Origin of the sequence: Planococcus chinensis (assembly GCF_042681545.1) — a bacterium.
Classification (GTDB): domain Bacteria; phylum Bacillota; class Bacilli; order Bacillales_A; family Planococcaceae; genus Planococcus; species Planococcus chinensis.
The window spans coordinates 23,901-39,434 of record NZ_JBHUFW010000004.1; the positions used below are offsets into that span (position 1 = coordinate 23,901).

Annotated in this window: 18 protein-coding genes; 9 read left to right on the forward strand and 9 right to left on the reverse strand. The window is 52.5% G+C overall.

Annotation, left to right across the window (positions count from 1 at the left end; genetic code table 11):
• Window positions 1-70 precede the first annotated feature (70 nt).
• Window positions 71-1,261 carry a glycine C-acetyltransferase gene (locus tag ACFSDB_RS02620; protein ID WP_204891137.1) on the forward strand — a complete coding sequence of 397 codons (1,191 nt, stop codon included), beginning with the start codon at window positions 71-73 and terminating at the stop codon, window positions 1,259-1,261.
• Window positions 1,262-1,458: 197 nt separating this feature from the next.
• Here ACFSDB_RS02620 and ACFSDB_RS02625 read toward each other — a convergent pair whose 3' ends face one another.
• The 4 genes from ACFSDB_RS02625 to ACFSDB_RS02640 form a co-directional block, all read right to left on the reverse strand.
• Window positions 1,459-2,634 carry a M20 metallopeptidase family protein gene (locus tag ACFSDB_RS02625; RefSeq protein ID WP_204891136.1) on the reverse strand — a complete coding sequence of 392 codons (1,176 nt, stop codon included), beginning with the start codon at window positions 2,632-2,634 and terminating at the stop codon, window positions 1,459-1,461.
• A gap of 127 nt (window positions 2,635-2,761) precedes the next feature.
• Window positions 2,762-3,511 carry an amino acid ABC transporter ATP-binding protein gene (locus ACFSDB_RS02630; protein WP_204891135.1) on the reverse strand — a complete coding sequence of 250 codons (750 nt, stop codon included), beginning with the start codon at window positions 3,509-3,511 and terminating at the stop codon, window positions 2,762-2,764.
• Between the two features lie 30 nt (window positions 3,512-3,541).
• A complete protein-coding gene (locus tag ACFSDB_RS02635; protein WP_204891134.1) occupies window positions 3,542-4,243 on the reverse strand; it encodes an amino acid ABC transporter permease in 702 nt (233 codons plus the stop codon).
• Complete coding sequence (locus tag ACFSDB_RS02640; RefSeq protein ID WP_204891133.1) at window positions 4,230-5,054, reverse strand: amino acid ABC transporter substrate-binding protein; 825 nt, start codon at window positions 5,052-5,054, stop codon at window positions 4,230-4,232. The genes ACFSDB_RS02635 and ACFSDB_RS02640 overlap by 14 nt, the downstream gene beginning before the upstream one ends.
• Window positions 5,055-5,456: 402 nt before the next feature.
• Between ACFSDB_RS02640 and ACFSDB_RS02645 the strand changes: the two genes are divergently transcribed.
• Complete coding sequence (locus tag ACFSDB_RS02645; RefSeq protein WP_204891132.1) at window positions 5,457-6,401, forward strand: L-threonine 3-dehydrogenase; 945 nt, start codon at window positions 5,457-5,459, stop codon at window positions 6,399-6,401.
• Between the two features lie 57 nt (window positions 6,402-6,458).
• Here ACFSDB_RS02645 and ACFSDB_RS02650 read toward each other — a convergent pair whose 3' ends face one another.
• From ACFSDB_RS02650 to ACFSDB_RS02660, 3 genes are all read right to left on the reverse strand, one after another.
• Window positions 6,459-7,811 carry a YjiH family protein gene (locus ACFSDB_RS02650; protein ID WP_204891131.1) on the reverse strand — a complete coding sequence of 451 codons (1,353 nt, stop codon included), beginning with the start codon at window positions 7,809-7,811 and terminating at the stop codon, window positions 6,459-6,461.
• A 156-nt stretch (window positions 7,812-7,967) separates the two neighbouring features.
• Complete coding sequence (gene bshB2 / locus ACFSDB_RS02655; RefSeq protein WP_204891130.1) at window positions 7,968-8,657, reverse strand: bacillithiol biosynthesis deacetylase BshB2; 690 nt, start codon at window positions 8,655-8,657, stop codon at window positions 7,968-7,970.
• 13 nt (window positions 8,658-8,670) lie between these two features.
• Window positions 8,671-9,021 carry a YojF family protein gene (locus ACFSDB_RS02660; RefSeq protein WP_204891129.1) on the reverse strand — a complete coding sequence of 117 codons (351 nt, stop codon included), beginning with the start codon at window positions 9,019-9,021 and terminating at the stop codon, window positions 8,671-8,673.
• 142 nt (window positions 9,022-9,163) lie between these two features.
• Here ACFSDB_RS02660 and ACFSDB_RS02665 point away from each other — a divergent pair, with 142 nt between their 5' ends.
• Genes ACFSDB_RS02665 through ACFSDB_RS02675 form a run of 3 tightly spaced genes read left to right on the forward strand, consistent with a single transcriptional unit; the run spans window position 9,164 to window position 11,944 of the window.
• Window positions 9,164-10,027: an ABC transporter permease subunit gene (locus tag ACFSDB_RS02665; RefSeq protein WP_377339031.1), complete on the forward strand. Its 864-nt coding sequence runs from the start codon at window positions 9,164-9,166 to the stop codon at window positions 10,025-10,027.
• On the forward strand, window positions 10,028-11,056 hold the full coding sequence (locus tag ACFSDB_RS02670) for an ABC transporter permease (protein ID WP_204891127.1): 1,029 nt from the start codon (window positions 10,028-10,030) through the stop codon (window positions 11,054-11,056). It abuts the gene before it with no gap.
• Between the two features lie 12 nt (window positions 11,057-11,068).
• Window positions 11,069-11,944: a GNAT family N-acetyltransferase gene (locus ACFSDB_RS02675; protein WP_204891126.1), complete on the forward strand. Its 876-nt coding sequence runs from the start codon at window positions 11,069-11,071 to the stop codon at window positions 11,942-11,944.
• Window positions 11,945-12,180: 236 nt separating this feature from the next.
• On the opposite strand, the gene pdxK is transcribed toward ACFSDB_RS02675, so the two are convergent.
• A complete protein-coding gene (gene pdxK, locus ACFSDB_RS02680) occupies window positions 12,181-13,014 on the reverse strand; it encodes a pyridoxine/pyridoxal/pyridoxamine kinase (RefSeq protein ID WP_204891125.1) in 834 nt (277 codons plus the stop codon).
• Between the two features lie 63 nt (window positions 13,015-13,077).
• Window positions 13,078-13,332: a hypothetical protein gene (locus ACFSDB_RS02685; protein WP_204891124.1), complete on the reverse strand. Its 255-nt coding sequence runs from the start codon at window positions 13,330-13,332 to the stop codon at window positions 13,078-13,080.
• A 72-nt stretch (window positions 13,333-13,404) separates the two neighbouring features.
• Here ACFSDB_RS02685 and ACFSDB_RS02690 point away from each other — a divergent pair, with 72 nt between their 5' ends.
• From ACFSDB_RS02690 to ACFSDB_RS02705, 4 genes are read left to right on the forward strand one after another with little or no spacing between them, the layout of a single operon-like run.
• Window positions 13,405-14,124 carry a DUF4230 domain-containing protein gene (locus tag ACFSDB_RS02690; RefSeq protein ID WP_204891123.1) on the forward strand — a complete coding sequence of 240 codons (720 nt, stop codon included), beginning with the start codon at window positions 13,405-13,407 and terminating at the stop codon, window positions 14,122-14,124.
• 12 nt (window positions 14,125-14,136) lie between these two features.
• Window positions 14,137-14,811 carry a uracil-DNA glycosylase gene (locus tag ACFSDB_RS02695; RefSeq protein WP_204891122.1) on the forward strand — a complete coding sequence of 225 codons (675 nt, stop codon included), beginning with the start codon at window positions 14,137-14,139 and terminating at the stop codon, window positions 14,809-14,811.
• Between the two features lie 59 nt (window positions 14,812-14,870).
• The gene (locus ACFSDB_RS02700; RefSeq protein WP_204891121.1) at window positions 14,871-15,125 is read left to right on the forward strand and encodes a DUF5327 family protein; all 255 of its coding nucleotides are present in this window, start codon (window positions 14,871-14,873) and stop codon (window positions 15,123-15,125) included.
• 18 nt (window positions 15,126-15,143) lie between these two features.
• Window positions 15,144-15,521, forward strand: a complete 378-nt coding sequence (locus ACFSDB_RS02705; protein WP_204891120.1) for a DUF423 domain-containing protein — start codon at window positions 15,144-15,146, stop codon at window positions 15,519-15,521.
• Window positions 15,522-15,534: the final 13 nt, after the last annotated feature.

Below are 15,534 nucleotides of genomic sequence, written 5' to 3' on the forward strand. Positions count from 1 at the left end.
GCTTTTTCTTTTGGCCAAAATTGCGTTATGATAGGGAAGTGAAATAATACAGGATGGAAGGAAGATTGCATTGTCTAAAAAATTGGATGCATTTTTAAACGAAAACCTGGGCGAGTTGAAAGAACAGGGGCTGTACAACGAAATCGACCCGGTCGAAGGGCCGAATGGACCGATTATCCAAGTCCGGGGCAAAGACTTGATCAACCTGTCTTCAAACAATTACCTGGGCCTTGCGACAAACGAAGACCTGAAAAAATTGGCGAAAGACGCCATCGATAAATACGGCGTAGGTGCCGGAGCGGTCCGCACGATCAACGGAACGCTTGATATCCATATTAAACTGGAAGAGAAGCTGGCTGAGTTCAAAGGGACAGAAGCGGCGATTTCATTCCAATCTGGCTTTAACTGCAATATGGCAGCGATTTCGGGCGTCATGGACAAAAACGACGCCATCCTGTCCGACCAGCTGAACCACGCATCAATCATCGACGGCTGCCGCTTGTCGCGTGCGAAAATCATCGCGTACAAGCACTCAGACATGGAAGACCTTCGCCAAAAAGCAAAAGAAGCGACCGAATCTGGCCTTTACAATAAAGTCATGGTCATCACAGACGGCGTCTTCTCTATGGACGGCGACATCGCCAAGCTTCCTGAAATCGTGGAAATCGCAAAAGAGTTCGACTTGATTACATACGTCGACGACGCGCACGGTTCAGGCGTTACGGGCAAAGGGAAAGGCACCGTGAAGCATTTCGGCCTTGAAAAAGAAGTTGATCTGCAGATGGGGACCTTATCGAAAGCGGTCGGCGTTGTTGGCGGTTATGTAGCCGGCAAGCAGAACCTGATCGACTGGCTGAAAGTCCGCGCACGTCCGTTCTTGTTCTCGACGGCTGTGCCGCCGGGCGACGTGGCAGCAATCATCGGCGCCCTGCAGATGATCATGGATTCCACGGAATTGCATGACAAGCTCTGGGAAAATGGCGATTACCTGAAAAAAGGCTTGAAAGAATTAGGCTTTGACATCGGGGAATCCGAAACACCGATCACGCCGTGCATCATCGGCGAAGAGAAATTGACGCAGCAGTTCTCGAAGCGTTTGTTCGAAGAAGGTGTTTATGCGAAATCAATCGTCTTCCCAACAGTGCCTAAAGGCACGGGGCGCGTCCGCAACATGCCGACAGCCGCACATACGAAAGAAATGCTTGACGAAGCGATTGCCACTTACGAAAAAGTCGGCAAAGAGCTTGGCGTCATCAACTAATAGAGAAAGCAACAAGCCCAGCTGGCATCAGCTGGGCTTGTTTTTATGTCGAGCGCAATGAAATTCAGAAATACGCACAGCAAAAGTTAAAATACGCACAACGAAGGTTAAAATATGCACAACGAAGGTTAAAATACGCTCAGCAAAGGTTAAAATACGCTCAGCTGCACAGAAAATACGATTCTGCCCTGTTGCGCTTAATGTTCCTGCGCCTCAAAATACACCGCCGCAAACACCTTTGCCGCATGGAGCATCGCTTTTTCGTCGAAATCGAAGTTTTCATGGTGGTGCGGATAGGCGAGCGCCTCATCTGCCAGCTTGGCGCCGACGAAGAAGAACGCACCCGGCACTTTCTGCGTGTAATAGGCGAAATCTTCTACCGGCATGATCGGGTCGATTTCAACCACCGACTCGTCTCCGAGTTCTTTACGGGCGGCTTTGCGTACCATATCCATAGCAGCAGCGTGGTTCCAGAGGGAATCATAGCCGGCTTCGATCACTACTTCGGCCGTAGCACCCATGCCGCGCGCCACGTTCTCGGCGATCGATTTCAAGCGTTCGCTCGCAAGCTTACGCAAGTCCGGATCGAATACGCGGATTGTGCCTTCAAGCACCGCTTCGCTCGGAATGACGTTGTCCGCATCGCCCGCGTGGAATTTCCCGACGGTCACGACAAGTTCCTTTAAGGGGTCGGCATTGCGGCTCGCAATCGACTGCAACGCAATCATGATGTGGCTTGCCGCCAGGATTGGGTCGACACCGAGATGCGGTTCGGCGCCGTGGCTGCCGGATCCGCGGATCACCAGTTTGAACGTGTCCTCCGACGCCTGCAGGAATCCGTCGCGCACGTATATCTTGCCGTATTCCATGCTGCTTTGGACATGTGCTCCGAAGACGAGGTCGACGCCGTCGAGGCAGCCGTCTTGGATCATGGCGCGGGAGCCGCCCGGCGGCGCTTCTTCGCCGAATTGGAAGATCAGCACGACCGTGCCCGGCAGATCGTCTTTCCCGGATGCCATCGCTTTGGCAAAGCCGAGCAGGGCAGACGTATGGCCGTCGTGTCCGCATGCATGCATGACGCCCGGAACGGTCGAGCGGTACGGTACGTCTTTTTGGTCATGGATCGGCAGTGCGTCGAAATCGGCGCGGAACGCAATCGTCTTGCCGGGCTTGCCGCCGCGGATTGTGCCAACCACGCCGCGTCCGCCGACACCCCGGCGCACCTCGATCCCGAACGATTCCAATTGCCGGGCAATAAATTCAGGCGTCTCCACTTCCTGATGCGACAGCTCCGGGTGCATATGCAAATGGCGGCGTACGTTCACCATCTCTCCATAAAGCCCGTCGATCTGTTCCATAACGGAATTTTCCATAAAATGCATTCTCCTTTTTCATGAGGGCAGCGCCCCGCGATTCATTGCTTCAAGTATACCGCCGCGGCGAAAGGGAAGGCAAACCGCGATAAATAAAAAACGCCGCCCGGTTAAGGCGGCGCAACGATCAAATCGTCTCAGTATTGGATATCAAATTCAGGAACTGCCGGGTCCGCGGCTCTTTCGGATGGCTGAAGATGGCTTCAGGCGTTCCGCGTTCAACAATCTTCCCGCCGTCCATAAACAGCACTTCATCGGCGACGCCTTTGGCAAAGCGCATTTCGTGCGTCACCACGACCATCGTCATGCCTTCCGCTGCCAAGTCTTTCATGACCTGCAGCACTTCGCCGACCAGTTCCGGGTCAAGCGCCGACGTCGGTTCGTCGAACAGCATGACTTTCGGCTCGAGTGCTAACGCACGGGCGATGCCGACGCGCTGCTGTTGGCCACCGGACAGTTGAAACGGGTATTCATTGGCCTTGTCCGCCAAGCCGACCTTCTCAAGCAGCCCTTCCGCTTTTTTGCGGGCTGTGGCTTTGTCGATACCTTGGACGGTGACAGGGCCCTCCATGACGTTCTCAAGGGCGGTCATATGAGGGAACAGGTTGTAGTGCTGGAACACCATGGCGGATTGCTTGCGGAACGCCGCCACGCGTTTTTTCGGCACGGGTTTTGCGAAATCGACCGTCTGCTCATCAATGGAAATCACGCCTTGGGACGGGACTTCCAAGATGTTCAAACACCGGAGGAAAGTTGTCTTCCCCGAACCGGAAGGGCCGATGACAACAACTGCCTGCCCTTTTTGGACTTCAAGATCGATGCCTTTCAGCACTTCAAGATCCCCGAACTTCTTATGCAAATTTGTGATTGAAATCATAACGCGCTCCTTACTGCAGTCTTTGCTTTATTACCGGGAAACATAGCGGTCGAAACGGTGTTCGAGCCTGCCTTGCCCGATGGATAGGAGGAAGCAGACCACCCAATAGATCAATGCTGCCTGTCCGTATAGCAATAAAAACTCGTAATTGGTTGCAGCGATCTGCTGGGCGATGCGGAACATTTCCGTCACCAGGATCAGCGACGCCAAAGACGTGTCCTTGATCAGGCTGATGAACGTATTCGACAGCGGCGGGATGGAAACGCGCGCCGCCTGCGGCAGGATCACCCGGCGAAGCGACTGCCAATAGCTCATGCCGATTGTATTCGCTGCTTCCCATTGGCCTTTCGGAATCGACAGGATCGATGCCCGGATCACTTCAGAAGCATAGGCCCCGACGTTCAACGAAAAGCCGATGACTGCAGCCGGAAATGGATCGATCGTGATATTGAGCGACGGCAGTCCGTAAAACAAGATGAACAGCTGGACCAATAGGGGAGTGCCCCGGATGATGGAAACATAGACCCGGGCGATCCCTTGCAAAACCTTGAATGTGGAAATGCGGGCAAGCGCCGTTAAAATTGCCAGGACGAGCCCGAGAATAAAGGAAATGATCGACAACGGTACCGTGAACTGGATCAGCCCTTCCAATAAAGGAAGCCATGAAGTCTGTGCGATATCGCCAAGGCGCTCCATTCTGACAGGATCCGAGAAAATACTATTCAAGTACATTTTCACCAAACCACTTGTTGGAGATTTCTTCGTACGTGCCGTCTTCGATCATTTCAGCGAGCGCCTTGTTCACTTCTTCAACCATTGCACCACTGCCTTGTCTGAACAGCAGGCCGCTTTGTGCGGCGTCTTCGGATTCATCGACAATCTCGATGTTGGCATCCGGACGCTGTTTCAGGAAATCAAGGACCGTCAAGTTGTCGTTCACAGTTGCATCCACGCGGCCGGAGTTCAATAATTCAATCGCCTGGTTGAAGCCTTCGACGCCTTCAAGTTCTGCGCCGAACGATTTCGCTGTCTCTGCGTAGTTGCTCGTCAGCGACTGTGCGGACAATTTGCCTTCCAAATCGTCGAATGTCTTGATGTCCGACCCTTTTGGAACGACTAAAACAGCTGTAGAAGTAATGTACGGATCTGAGAACTCATAGCTTTCTTTTCGCTCGTCGTTGATGCCGACCTGGTTTGCGACCATGTCAAAACGTTTTGCGTCAAGGCCAGCGAACATCGCGTCCCATTGCGTTTCCAGAAACTCGGCTTCAACGCCAAGGCGTTTTGCCACTTCCTGAGCAATTTCTACATCAAAGCCGGTCAATTTGCCGGTTTCATCATGGAACGTGAACGGCGGGTATGTGCCTTCCGTGCCGACCACCAATTTGCCTTCTTCCTGCACTTTCGCAAGCAGATCCTGCTCTTCGCCGCCTGAAGTGGCTGCGTCATCGGTTGTCGGATCTTCTTCCGGTGAACCTCCGCATGCTGCCAATAAAACCATTGCAGCGATCAACAATAAAAATGCCCAACTGAACTTCTTCATGATCTATCCCCTCTACTTCCTATGTTTTTTTAAAGATCTTCCCTAGACGATTCCACAACCATCCGAGTTTTCCTTCCCAGCAATACCAATATAAAAAAGAAAATACAAATATACAAAACTAAGTGGAATACTAGGTTTTAGAATCAAAAAAAGAAAATCTTTAATGATTTGATGTCTCGGAGAGCAATGCCCCCAAGTGCTGTCTCATTATAGCATCGTTGCCGGCAAAGTTACAATTACTAGAATCGGGGAATTTTATCATTCTGTAAACTAAAAGGCGTTGTATTTTTAAAGAGAACAATTTATAATGGCAACATACAGAAGCTAATGAAAACAACGATTTAATAATAATTTTTGTGTTTTTGCAGAGGACATTTGTTTTATTCGGAAGGAGTGCTATTGATGGAGCGAATTATGATTACAGGTGCGCTGGGGCAGATCGGTTCAGAATTGACGGAAAAACTGCGCGGCATCTATGGTGTGGACAATGTATTGGCGACAGATATCCGGCAAGGGGAAAACCAGAACGGGCCATTCAGCATCCTGGACGTGACAGACGCACAGAAGATGCATGACTTGGCAAAGGATTTCGGTGCGGACACAATGATGCACATGGCGGCGCTTTTGTCAGCGACAGCAGAAGAAAAACCGCTGCTTGCCTGGAACTTGAACATGGGCGGACTGGTCAATGCGCTTGAAACATCGCGCGAGCTGGGAATGCAATTCTTCACACCGAGCTCGATCGGCGCATTCGGCCCATCGACGCCTAAAGTGAACACGCCGCAGGACACGCTGCAGCGGCCGACGACGATGTACGGGGTCAATAAAGTCTCAGGTGAATTGCTCTGCGATTATTATTTCCAGAAGTTCGGGCTCGATACGCGCGGCGTCCGCTTCCCGGGGCTGATTTCTTATGTAGCCCAGCCAGGCGGCGGCACGACTGATTATGCAGTGGACATCTACTATAAAGCGATTGAAGAGCAGCGCTACACTTCCTATATAGCCAAAGGCACGTACATGGACATGATGTATATGCCGGATGCGCTGCAGGCGATCGTTGACCTGATGGAAGCGGACCCTGCGAAACTGATCCACCGCAACGCATTCAACGTCACGGCGATGAGCTTCGATCCGGAAGGCATCGCAGCGTCCATCCGCAAGCACATCCTGGAATTCCAATTGTCCTATGAGGTCGATCCTGCACGCCAGGCGATCGCAAACAGCTGGCCGGACAGCATCGACGCTTCGGCAGCGAAAGCGGAGTGGGGCTTCAAAGCCCAATACGACCTGGACGCGATGACCGCAGATATGCTCGAAAAACTAAAAAAAAAATTGGCCTACGCGTAAGTAAAGGCACCATATAAAAAAGCTGGAAGCGATTTTTCGCTTCCAGCCTTTTTGTTTTTAGAATAGGAGATGGGCAATACCGGCAACAATCGGCAACGCGATGATTGTGCGCAGCAGGAAAATCACGATCAGGTCCCAGATGTTCACCGGAATTCTCGAGCCGAGGAGCAATCCGCCGACTTCAGACATATAGATCAATTGCGTGACGGACATTGTCGCCACGACAAAGCGCGTCAGTTCCGATTCGAGGCCTGCGCCAAGAATGGCAGGGAGGAACATATCAGCGAATCCGACCACCATCAGCTGCCCGGCTTCCGCAGCCTGCGGAATGCCCAAGAGGTTCAGGTAAGGCACGAACGGCGCTCCGAGAATGGAGAATACCGGCGTGTACTCGGCCAGGATCAACGCGATGGTCCCGAATGCCATAACGACCGGTGCTACACCGATCCACATATCCAGGACGTTCTTGAAGCCGTCTTTGAAGAATTCCTTGACGGATTTGTTTTCCGACGCTTTTGTCAAAGCATTTTCAATGCCGTGTGAAGCGACGCTGTATCCTTCCGGCACTTCTTCAGAATACGATTCCTGAGGATCGCCGTTCATAAATGTCGTCTTTTTCTGAGCCAATGGGTAAATGCGCGGCATGATCAGTGCCAGGATAATTCCTGTCAGAATGACCGTTCCATAATAAGGGAGGAAATACTGGCCAAGGCCGACTTCCTGGATGACCACGATTGCGAACGTAATCGACACGACCGAGAACGTAGTTCCGATGATGGCAGCTTCACGCTGCGTATATTTATTCTGGATATATTGGTTGTTTGTCAGCAGGACACCGATTGTTCCATCACCGACCCATGAAGCCAGCGCATCGATCGACGAACGGCCAGGCAGGCGGAACAGCGGGCGCATGACTTTTACCATCATGGTACCGAAAAACTCGAGCAAGCCGAAGTTCATCAATAGGGGCAGGAACAAGCCCGCGAACAGGAAGATGGTGAACAGGAACGACAACAGTCCTGTGCTCGACAGCAGCAAGCCGCCGGTATTTTCGCTCCAGACCGCTTCAGGTCCGATTTGGAACAGCACCATCACCGCAAATACGGCACCGAGGATGCGGACGATTGTCCAAAACAGGTTAACGTTGAACAAACGGTCAAAAAATGAGACTTTCTGGCCTTCTTTCACTTTGCGGGTAATCATCACCAGCGATCCGATGGCAGCAATGATCAGGATAACCATCATGATCCATGGAGCAACCGGTTCAAGAAGCCCCGCCAGCCAGTTGGCCATCAAGGCGATTGTTACATACCAGCCATCTTCGGTCGGAACCGGAATGATGAATAGCAGGACACCCAGCAAGGATGGAATCAGAAACAAAAGCCAGGTGGAAGTTGAAAACTTTTTCACGAAATAAACCCCTTTTCCATGTGCATTAATACACTCGATTTCTAGTAATTATACAGCACTTCCCCCCTTGAAAGTGCTTTCATACCAATGTTTATCTTATCTGATTACTCCAAAAAAAAATACCCCTATCTTAAAAATAAGACAGGAGTTTCGGAGTCAGAAAGATTCCTCGAAATCTTCGTTCCACCGGTAATTATAGAAGCGTTCTTTCGTCAGCCAGTTTTCCGTTTCCACATCGCCTTGCGAAAGTTTCAGCTCCATTTCTTCGAGCATCCAGGCCGTTTGGGAAATGTGGGCTTTCATGGCATTCATCTTCTGGCTGCGGACAGCCGTGACGTCGTAGACGATATCAGGCTTGCCGAGCACATCCAGTGTTTCATTGGCAAATGCCACACAATGCAATTTTGGCCGGTCTTTCATGCGGCGCACAGCGCGAACGACAGCACGGGCGGTCGCTTCATGGTCGGGGTGCACGGAGAATTTCGGATAGAACGTGATGATCAGCGAAGGATTCAGCTCATTGATCAAATCCTCCATCATGCGCACCATTTTTTCATCGTCTTCAAATTCGACCGTTTTGTCGCGCAGGCCCATCATGCGCAGATCGGTCAAGCCCATCGCTTCCGCGGAAGCCAACAGCTCTTTTTTGCGGATCATCGGCAGCGACTCGCGCGTCGCAAACGGCGGGTTGCCGAGATTGCGGCCCATCTCGCCTAATGTCAGGCAGGCATATGTAACCGGTGTCCCGCGCTGGATATGGGTGGTGATTGTCCCCGACACACCGAAAGCTTCATCATCCGGGTGAGGGAAGACGACCAATACGTGGCGTTCTTCTGGAATTGTCATCTATGTCCCCTCCTTAATAGCTGAACGGTGTTTCGCTGATCTGCAGCGCCACCGCCAGTTTTCCTGATCCGTCATGCCCCGCAAGGAGCAAGCGGCCTTGATCGTCCAATTCGTAATGCGTGATGCCTTGGGCGTAGACCCAGCCATGCGGCAATTTCAATCCGACGCGGTGCGGGCTGTCGCCGACCACTTTGCCCAGCTCGTAATTGATGACGACATTGCGGATAAACGCGCCGGCATTGAAGAACCCTTCGTTGAAATGGGAAGCATAAGAGCCGTTCGTCGTTTCCAGGTGCAGATAGACGTCTTTTTTGGCGAATGCATCCAATTCCACTTGCAGTTTTTTTACTTCCACTAATTCCATCTTTCTCACTCCTCGACATTCCGTATTTCTTTAGTATAGGGAAATTCACCGCAGAATGCGATTAGGTTGCTCTACGGAACCCGAAAGGATGTTATTATATGGAAGTGAGAATGTTCTAAATAATAGAAGAAGGATGGGTCTTATGAAATTCATCACCAAATTTATCTTTTCCTTGGCCGGGATTCTGCTGGTCAGCGGGTTTCCTGTGCTGATCCGCGGATTGCTGGAAGGGGAGCTCCGCTTGAGAGAATACGCCGCCACACTCGAAGGGATGCTCCGGGAAATCTGGCCGCTGGAGGAATTTTCCGTTCTGAACATGCGCACCCAGCGGGAGACGCTGCTGTTCCCGACGATTGCGGACTACATAAGCTATTCGCTTCAGCTTTTGCTGCTGGCATTTGCTGTGGCCGTCATTGCGGCGCTCGGCGCAACGGTCCTGACGCTGCTGCTGTCGGAGAAAAACCGCGAACGCGTGAAAATGGCCCTGTATTTCCTGGAGTCGATTCCGGATCTGCTGATCATCATGCTGGCCCAATGGGGCGTCATCCTGATCTACCAGCAGACGGATATCCTCATCTCGAAAATCGCCGTGGTCGGAGGGGAGCGGATCTACTGGCTGCCCGTGCTGTGCCTGGCGATCCTGCCGACGATCCAGCTTTACCGCCTGTGCATCCTGACGTTCCAGGAAGAAGAGCGGCAGATGTACGTAGAACTCGCACAGTCGCTCGGGTTTTCAAAACTCTTCATCATTTTTATCCACATGTTCCGGAATGCCATCATCAGCGTCTTTTTCCAATCGAAAAAGACCATCTGGTTCATGCTGTCGAATTTATTCGTCCTGGAATTGATGTTCAATATTCCGGGAATCATGCTGTTCATGAAAGACAATATCACGCCTGAGGTGTTCCTGGTCACGATACTCGGCTTTTTCCTGCCGATCTTCGTGATGAACAGCCTCGGCGAATGGTATTTTCTCCGCCGCTTCAAAGGAAAGGGGGTGGCGTAGATGTGGAGACAGCCCTTGTTCGTCATTGGCTTCGCCGTCATGTCGTTCTTCCTGTTCGGCAGCTTCATCTATGAATGGCTTTACGGCAATGTGCCGCGCCAGCTCCTTTTTGTCATGGAAAACGGCCGTGCCGTGGAAGGGCCGCCGATTTCACCGAACTGGCAATATCCGCTCGGCACGGACCAGTTCGGCTACGATTTGTTCGGCAAACTGATGATCGGCGGCAAATACACCATTTTGGCCGCGTTGGCGATTGCCGCTTTGCGGATGCTTATCGCGGTTCCGCTCGGTTTCATCCTCGGGACTTATCTGGAGCGGCACCGCGCCTGGCTTGGCGGCTTGGCCGATTCGATGCATTACATTCCGCTCACACTGTTTGCCGCGTTCCTTTTAGGGCCGGTGCTGTGGATGCCGCCTGACGGCTTCGAGACCGCCATGTGGGAACGCATCGCCATCCAGGTCGTCCTGATGGCGCTGTTGACCGTGCCGGTGGTTGCGATGCTCGTCAGCAGCGAAGCATCGCTCCTGTATCGCCAGGAATACATTCTGGCATCGAAGGTGCTGGGGGCAAGCCGCTTCCGAATCATACGGAAGCATCTTTATCCGCAGATGCGGGAGAAGTTTGCCGTGCTCTACGGCCAGCAGGTGATGGAAACGTTCATCATCCTCGCGCACCTGAGTTTGCTGAACCTGTTTTTCGGCGGCACGAAAGTGAGTTATGATCCGATGTTCGGCGATCCGCCGATGTCGATCTCTTTTGAATGGTCCGGCCTGTTCGGCTCGACGTTCCGCTATGTGCAGGGTGCGCCGTGGCTGCCGTTATATCCGGTCCTGTTCATCGCACTCGCCATCCTCTCTGTCTCGCTGATGCTCGAAGGTTACCTGCGCTCAAAAGCTCCGAAAGTGAAAAGAGTGCGGAAAGCGGCGGCCAAGCACGTAAAAACCGTCGAATGGAACCGCGAACAGCTGCGCGAAAAAATGGTCTTGATGAAAGCGGCGGCAGCGCCGAAAAATACACGTGAATCATAAGGGAAAGGGAAGATGAAAATGCTGGAAATCAGGAAACTGGCAGATTGCACCGTCGAGGAAGCTGTGGAGGCCTGGAATAAAGGATTTGAAGGCTATTACTTCGACATGGCCACCACACCGGAAGCGTTCACGAAAAGAGGCGAGCAGGAAGGCTTGTCTGCGGACTTGTCGGTCATTGCGTTCGAAGACGGAAAACCCGCTGGCATCGTGCGCAACGGCATCCGGGAAATCCGCGGCAAGAAAGTCGCCTGGAACGGCGGGACCGGAGTCGCGCCTGCGCTTCGCGGCAAAGGCGCCGGCAGGAAGCTGATGGAAGCGTCGCTCGCTCTTCTCAGAGAAGCGGGCGCGGATATCGCGACGCTCGAAGCGGTCAGCGAAAATGTGCCGGCGATCGAACTCTACAAAAAAATGGGCTACGTGATTGTCGACACCGTCCATTTCCTGCAGCTGAAAGGGAAAGCGGGAGGGGCGGACAGTGGAGCTGGCCGCGCTATCGTGCTCGAAAAAGCGGCGCCGGAAGAAGCGGGCCGCCTGCCGTTCTACCGCGGCGATTTCACTTGGCAGACCCACTGGCAAAGCGTGAAGGACGGCGAGGCGCTGATTGCGTACTCACCGGAAGGAGAAGCGTTGGGCTATGCATACTACCGGAAAAACGTTGGCGTGGACGGAAAGCATGCCGCTACCGTGCTTTACCAATGCGTCGCCGGCGGGGAAGATGAAAAAACGGTCCAAGCGCTGCTTGCAGCCGTATTCGGCGATTTTTCAGACGACATCAACCGGCTCGCAGTCAATGTGCCGGAAGAGTTGAATAAAACCACATATGAAGCGCTTTTAGGACTTGGGTTTGAAACCACGACAAAGCAAGTATTCATGAAAAAGGGGCTTTGAATCGAGTAGGCTCGTTCTCTTCTTGAAGCCAACAGCGGAAAATGAAATACGCACAGCGAAGGTTAAAATACGCTCAGCAATGGGTAAAATACGCACAGCAACGGAAGATTTGCGCACAGCAAAGGTTAAAATACGATTCTGTCGGAGAAAAGCGGCCGCTGGAATCAGCAAAAAAGCTTTTATTCCATCCGATAAATGAAAAAGGAGCCTGCGGCTGCAGGCTCCTTTTGGCGTTCTTATAGTTTTGTCATTTCGACTGCTGGTGCTTCGAATTTATTCGCAGCGCCGTGCATGACCGGGCCGACATACTGGTTCAGCTGCCAGCCGTTCGCGATAGCCGCCGAAACGAATTTCTTTGCGTTCAATACAGCATCTTCAACGGATTCGCCGTTTGCAAGGTTGGCCGTGATGGCTGCGGCAAATGTGCAGCCTGCGCCGTGGTTATAGGTCGTGTCTGTTTTTTCAGCAGTCAAGAGGTAATGCGTTTTGCCGTCGAACAGAAGATCGGCCGCTTTCTCGTGCTGCAATTGCTTGCCGCCTTTGATGACGACATATTCAGCGCCATGAGCATGGATCTTTTCAGCAGCTTCCTGAAGGTCTTCCACTGTACGCAAGGTGCCGATGCCTGACAATTGGCCGGCTTCGACCAAGTTCGGCGTAACGACTTTCGCGTTCGGCAAGAGGTGCTTGATCATGGCATCGACGTTTTCTGGGAAGAGGACTTCATCTTCGCCTTTGCACGCCATGACCGGATCGATGACAACGTCGCGGATGCCGGACTCGGCGATCGCTTTGCCGGCCATCTCAATAATATCGACCGTTGGAAGCATCCCGGTTTTCAATGCATCGATTCCTGTGGAGAATGCTGTATCAAGCTGTGCTTGCAGCGTATCGGTCGGAATCGGGTGGATGCCGTGGCTCCAGCCGTTTGCCGGATCCATCGTGACGATGACCGTCAACGCGTTCATGCCGTAAGTGCCATGTTCCTGGAACGTTTTCAAATCTGCTTGTATGCCTGCTCCGCCGGAAGTGTCCGACCCGGCGATTGTAAGAGTTTTTTTCAAAGCCATCAGTTTATATCCCCTTTATATGAAGTTTGTTCATTCCCTTTATTTTATCAAAATTCAGCCCATTTACAACGTATTGGGCTTATGGGGGAGGAGGAGAATCACGGCTGTCGCTGTGCAAATCAGGAAAAACAGGCCTACAAACAGACCGATGCCCCAGCTGCCGCTTTTGAAAAGGCCAATCGCAATGATAAATGCTAAAATGGAAACAGCAATCACGGCGGCTGTCAGGCAGCCCATGCCAAGACGCTTGGCAGGTTCCGGCGCACTTTCGCCTTTCGTATTCGCAATGGATTTTATTTTTTCGCGCCAATCGGCCATAATCAGATCGCCCCTTTGCACCATCGTATCACGGGGCAATAAATATGAAAATCGCAGAAAGTGGGGAAAAGGATGGCAAAAGATCCGAAACTGACGGAAATCGAACGCTTATTGAAAGAAGTAAAAGGGAAAGAAGATACAAAGGAATCGGGGTTCTGGAAATCGTTCAAGGTGCTTGCCGGCGTGTTCCGCAACTCGTTCCTGGCGCTGGCGGTGGTGTTATTGCTGCTGGTTGTCGCTTTGCCGCTCGGCACGTTCTGGATGATCAAAGGCAGCACTGCGACAGAGAGCAAGGGCGTGTTTCTCGAACAGATCCGGGATTTGAACGAATTGACGACGGCCGAAGCGTTTTCGAAAGTGATCATCGAGCGCGAGGACAATAAAGTCTTCGGGCAGGACATCGGCCTGGATTTGCCGGGTACGAAACGGCAATTGCTTGTGGTCATTCCCGGTTCAGTAAAGGCAGGCATTGATTTCTCGGAAGTCACAGCAGAGGACATCCAAGTGGACGAAGAAGCGAAAACCGCGACACTGACCTTGCCGAAAGCCGATTTCCTCGGTGGGCCGGAAATTTTTATGGACCGGGTGGAAATCTATTCTTATGAAGGCTTGTTCCGCGAAGGCGCCGATATATCCGAAGGGTTCGACCTGGCGGAAGAAGCGCAAAAAATGATGCTTGAGGAAACAGAAGGCCAGGGCTTGTTGGAGCAGGCGGAAGAGAATGGCGCGAAATCCGTGAAGGAAATGTTCAAACTGGTGGATTACGATGTGACGGTGGAATTCAAAGATTAAGGAGCGATGCAAATGCCGAAGGAAATTTTTCGAAATGACTGGCAGAAAGTAGTGGGCGAGGAATTCGAAAAACCGTATTACAAGCAGCTGCGCGCATTTTTGAAAGAGCAGTACGCTAACGAGACGGTCTATCCAGCGAAAGAGAATATCTGGACGGCGTTTGAGCATACGCCGTATAGCGAAGTGAAGGTGGTCATCCTCGGCCAGGACCCGTACCACGGACCGAACCAGGCGCACGGCCTCAGCTTCTCGGTGCTTCCGGGGGTTCCGCTGCCGCCGAGTTTGCGCAATATGATGAAAGAGCTGAAAGAAGACCTCGGCTGCGCCGTCCCCAAAGACGGTACGCTGACGAAATGGGCGGACCAAGGGGTCATGATGCTCAACACCGTGCTGACGGTGCGCAAAGGGGAAGCCAATTCCCATCGCAACCAAGGCTGGGAAACCTTTACCGATGCCGTCATCCTCAAATTGTCGGAACGCACCGAGCCGGTCATTTTTGTCCTCTGGGGCAAACCGGCGCAACAGAAAAAGCGCTTGATCGACCTGGAACGCCATTCGGTCATCGAAGCGCCGCATCCGAGCCCGCTCAGTGCCAATCGGGGATTTTTCGGCAGCCGGCCTTATTCAAAAGTGAACAGCTTGTTACAGGAGCGCGGGGAAGAGCCGATAGATTTCTGCTTGGCCTGACGCAAGGTCCGCGAGCATGTTAAAATAGGCAGGAATAGCAACGGAAAGGGGGAGCAGGCATGGCAATTGACGCCGCCCGCATTCTAAGGGAAATCGAGAAGCACACGGCAGCCGCCCGCACAGCGGATCCGGCAAAAGCGCGTGAAGCCATCGCGGCCATCCGTGCACTTTGCAACCTCGTGCTTGATGACGAGGGACCGCAATACGAAAAGCCGCAGGCCATCCCGCTTGCAGCTCCGAAGGTGCAATCCGTCTCTTCCGGTACAAAACTGAAAGAAGACGATGCAAACGGGGATTCGCTGTTTGAATTTTAATCGGAAAGAGGAGTAGAAATGAAATTTTTCTTGATTGCCGGAGCGGTCAACGCTCTGTTATCAGTAGGGTTCGGTGCGTTCGGCGCCCATATGCTCGAAGGCCGCGTCGCGGATAAATACCTCGACACGTGGCAGACAGCTGTCCAATACCAGATGTTTCATGCGATCGGCTTGATGGTCGTCGCCCTTCTAATGAGCTCATCGCTCATCGGGCCGCTTGGTTCATTAAGCTGGGCAGGCTATCTGATGCTTGCCGGCATCATCATTTTCTCGGGCAGCTTGTACGTCCTGAGTTTGACAGGCATCAGCATCCTCGGCGCCATTACGCCGATCGGCGGCGTGGCATTCATCGTCGGATGGGTCATGCTGATCGTCGCAGCGTCGAAAGCATTGTAATCTTTAGAAGCCT

Coding starts and splice junctions, on each gene's coding strand:
- ACFSDB_RS02625 (WP_204891136.1), bottom strand. CDS start 2,634: ATGGAAAATTCCGTTATGGAACAGATCGACGGGCTTTATGGAGAGATG.
- ACFSDB_RS02630 (WP_204891135.1), bottom strand. CDS start 3,511: ATGATTTCAATCACAAATTTGCATAAGAAGTTCGGGGATCTTGAAGTG.
- ACFSDB_RS02635 (WP_204891134.1), bottom strand. CDS start 4,243: ATGTACTTGAATAGTATTTTCTCGGATCCTGTCAGAATGGAGCGCCTT.
- ACFSDB_RS02640 (WP_204891133.1), bottom strand. CDS start 5,054: ATGAAGAAGTTCAGTTGGGCATTTTTATTGTTGATCGCTGCAATGGTT.
- ACFSDB_RS02645 (WP_204891132.1), top strand. CDS start 5,457: ATGGAGCGAATTATGATTACAGGTGCGCTGGGGCAGATCGGTTCAGAA.
- bshB2 (WP_204891130.1), bottom strand. CDS start 8,657: ATGACAATTCCAGAAGAACGCCACGTATTGGTCGTCTTCCCTCACCCG.
- ACFSDB_RS02660 (WP_204891129.1), bottom strand. CDS start 9,021: ATGGAATTAGTGGAAGTAAAAAAACTGCAAGTGGAATTGGATGCATTC.
- ACFSDB_RS02665 (WP_377339031.1), top strand. CDS start 9,164: ATGAAATTCATCACCAAATTTATCTTTTCCTTGGCCGGGATTCTGCTG.
- ACFSDB_RS02670 (WP_204891127.1), top strand. CDS start 10,028: ATGTGGAGACAGCCCTTGTTCGTCATTGGCTTCGCCGTCATGTCGTTC.
- ACFSDB_RS02675 (WP_204891126.1), top strand. CDS start 11,069: ATGAAAATGCTGGAAATCAGGAAACTGGCAGATTGCACCGTCGAGGAA.
- pdxK (WP_204891125.1), bottom strand. CDS start 13,014: ATGGCTTTGAAAAAAACTCTTACAATCGCCGGGTCGGACACTTCCGGC.
- ACFSDB_RS02685 (WP_204891124.1), bottom strand. CDS start 13,332: ATGGCCGATTGGCGCGAAAAAATAAAATCCATTGCGAATACGAAAGGC.
- ACFSDB_RS02690 (WP_204891123.1), top strand. CDS start 13,405: ATGGCAAAAGATCCGAAACTGACGGAAATCGAACGCTTATTGAAAGAA.
- ACFSDB_RS02695 (WP_204891122.1), top strand. CDS start 14,137: ATGCCGAAGGAAATTTTTCGAAATGACTGGCAGAAAGTAGTGGGCGAG.
- ACFSDB_RS02700 (WP_204891121.1), top strand. CDS start 14,871: ATGGCAATTGACGCCGCCCGCATTCTAAGGGAAATCGAGAAGCACACG.
- ACFSDB_RS02705 (WP_204891120.1), top strand. CDS start 15,144: ATGAAATTTTTCTTGATTGCCGGAGCGGTCAACGCTCTGTTATCAGTA.